This window comes from Streptomyces sp. CNZ287, from assembly GCF_007827615.1.
Map to the genome: position 1 here is coordinate 1 of NZ_VISV01000046.1, position 3,052 is coordinate 3,052.

3 protein-coding genes are annotated in these 3,052 nt (G+C 66.1%); all 3 read right to left on the reverse strand.

The window, feature by feature from the left end:
* Nucleotides 1-923, reverse strand: a 923-nt coding sequence (locus FB457_RS34995) for an ABC transporter permease subunit (protein ID WP_186462107.1), incomplete at its 3' end; no start/stop codon positions are given.
* Complete coding sequence (locus tag FB457_RS35000) at nt 920-1,876, reverse strand: carbohydrate ABC transporter permease (protein ID WP_047014239.1); 957 nt, start codon at nt 1,874-1,876, stop codon at nt 920-922. The genes FB457_RS35000 and FB457_RS34995, both read right to left, overlap by 4 nt.
* A 207-nt stretch (nt 1,877-2,083) precedes the next feature.
* A partial coding sequence (locus tag FB457_RS35005) for an extracellular solute-binding protein (RefSeq protein WP_145784707.1) occupies nt 2,084-3,052 on the reverse strand: 969 nt, incomplete at its 5' end.

Sequence of the window (3,052 nt, forward strand, 5' to 3'; positions counted from 1 at the left end):
ACGACGTGTCGTTCGATGAAGGCGAAGAGGACGACGACGGGGATGATGGCGACGACGGAGGCGGCGAAGAGGTAGTTCCATTCGACGGTGTAGTTGCCGATGAAGTTGTTGATGCCGACGGTCAGGGGTTGTTTCTCCGGTTCGGTCATGAGGGTGAGGCCCATCACGAATTCGTTCCAGGTGGAGATGAATGTGAAGATGAGGGCGGTGACCACGCCGGGCATGGCCAGGGGGAGGGTGACCCGGAAGAGTGCGCCGAAGCGTCCGGTGCCGTCGACCATCGCGGCTTCCTCCAGTTCTGCGGGGATGGAGGAGATGTAGGCGGTGAGGATCCAGATGGCGAAGGCGAGGTTGAAGGCGCCGTTGGCCAGGATGAGTGTCCAGGTGGAGTTGAGCATGTCGAGCTGGTGGAACTCGCGGTAGAGGCCGATGAGGAGCGCGGTCGGCTGGAACATCTGGGTGACGAGGACCAGCAGGAGGAATGCTTTGCGGCCGCGGTAGCGCACGCGGGCGGTGTAGTAGGCGGCGGGCAGGGATACCAGCAGGACGAGGAGGGTGGCGCCGCCTGCGATGAGGAGGGTGACCTGGAGGTTGTCGCCGAGGGTGGATTCCTTCCACACGTCGGTGAGGTTGTTCCACTCGAAGGAGGTGGGCAGGTAGGTGCGGTCGCGGAGTTCGTCCGCGGGCCGCAGCGCGGTGATGATCATCTCCAGGTACGGTGCGATGAAGATGACCGCGAGCATCCAGGCGCTCGCGGCGGTGACCAGGGTGCGGGGGCCGTACTTCCTGCGTGTGGCGGCGCTCTTGCGGCTGTTGGCGTTCTTGGTGCTTTTGGCTGCCCTGCCGCGGTCGCCGTCTTTCGCGTCGGCTTGTTTGGTGACGGGGTCGTTTTCGGGGGTGTGTGAGGGCGCGGGGAGGGTCATGCGTCCTCCTTGTTCCAGCGGCTGACCTTGAGGAAGATCAGGACGAGTGCGACGACCATGGCGAAGTTGACGACGGACATGGCGGCGGACTCGCCGATGTCGGTGTCTTTGAGCTGGTACATGAAGACCGTGGTCGTGGCGGTGTCGCTGCCGGGTCCGCCTTTGGTCATGGCCCAGATGACGGGGAAGGAGTTGAAGACGTTGATGAGGTTGATGACGAAGCCGACGAGGAACGCGGGCCGCAGCAGCGGGACGGTCACGCGCCAGTAGGTCTGGCGGGAGTTGGCGCCGTCGATGCGGGCGGCCTCGTACACCTCATGGGGAATGGTCTGCAGGCCGGCCAGGAGGGTGTAGGTGGTGAAGGGCAGGGAGACGAAGACGGCGACGAACATCATCCACGGCCAGGCGGTCGCGGGGTCCCCCAGCCAGTCTTTGGGTCCGTCGATGAGGCCGAGGTCGGTCATCAGGGTGTTCAGCACGCCGGCGGTCTGGTCGAGCATCCAGCGAAAGCCGATGGCGGTCATCAGCACCGAGGCGGCCCACGGTGCGATGAGCGCCCAGCGGGTGAGGGTGCGGCCGGGGAAGGGTTTGTTGAAGAGCTGGGCCAGGCCCAGGGAGAGGAGCATGGTGACGCCGACGACGGCGACGGTCCATACCACTGTCATCGTCAGCACGCTGGAAAAGCCGGACTCGTCGAAGAGCCGGCGGTACTTCTCGGTGCCGGCCGAGCCGCGGACGAAGCCGCTGATGCTGACGTTGAGGAACGAGGTGCGGATCAGTTCGTAGATGGGCCACAGCACCACCACGACGATCAGCACGATGGCGGGGGCAATCCAGGGCAGCGGGCCGAGCCGGGCCAGACCGCCGCGACGGCGGCGGCGCTGCGGCCCGGTCTTCCGCCCGCCGGGCCCGGGACCGGCAGCGGCCGCGGGCTCCTTGACCGTGACGGGCACGGGAAAACTCCTTGCGGATACGGCGGCTGAGGGGACCGCACGGGGGGCTACAGGGGACGCGGCGACGCGATCGTGCACGGGCCGCGCGCAAGCACGAGGGACGCCCGGGGGTGAGGGTGCCCCCGGGGCGGGCCGCCGCGCGGCATACGGCGCGGCGGCCCGGCCCGGCGCGGTTTCACCGAGGGTGCGTCACCTACGGGTGCCGGGTCACTCGCCCATGTCGGCGGCGGTCTCCTCGGCCTTCTGCTGGAGCTCGCCCAGCACCTTGGACGGGTCGTCCGAGACGGCCTTGCCGCCCGACTTCTTGATCTCCGCGGAGACCACGTCCCAGCTCGTGCTGCCCAGCGGGTAGAACTGCGCGGCCGGCAGCACCTCGAAGAACGGCTCCAGGTCCTTGTGCTTCCCGCTCGACTGCATCTCCTCAAGGGTGTCCGTGGTCACCGGCATGAGGTTGTACATCTCATCGAACTTCAGCGTGTTCTCCTTGGCATACGCGAAGTCCAGGAACTTCCTGATCTCCTCCTGCTTCCCGCCGTCCTTGAACGCCATCATCCAGTCCGCCACACCCAGCGTGGAATCCAGCGGACCGTCCTTGCCGGGGATCGGCGCCACCTCGTAGTCGACACCGCCGTCCTTCGCCATCTGGATCAGCGTCGGATGCCCGTTGAGCATCCCCACCTTCCCGGCAGCGAAGTCCGCGAAGGCCGTCTTACGGTCCGTGGTCGCGGGGTTCTCATACGTCAGACCCGGGTCGACCAGATTCTCCTTCAACCACTCGAACGTCTCCACGTTCTGCGCACTGTCGATGGTGTAGTTGCCCTCGGCGTCGGTGTAACCGCCACCGTTGCCGATCTCCCAGATCATCGACTCGCCCTGCGTCTCCTCCGGACCCAGCGGCAGCGCATACGGGATCTCCGCAGCCTTCTCATCCTTGATCTTCTCCGCCGCGGCGGCCACATCGTCCCAGGTCCGCGGGACCTCCACACCAGCCGCGTCGAGAACGTCCTTGTTGTAGAACATCAACCGCGCCGAGGACACGAACGGGATACCGTACTGGGTACCGTCGACCTCACCCGCCTTCGCGAACGACTCGATCAGGTTCGACTTCGTCTTCGGCGACAGCACCTCATCCGCCTCGTACAGCAGATCGTCGGCGACCTTGTCCGCATACCCACC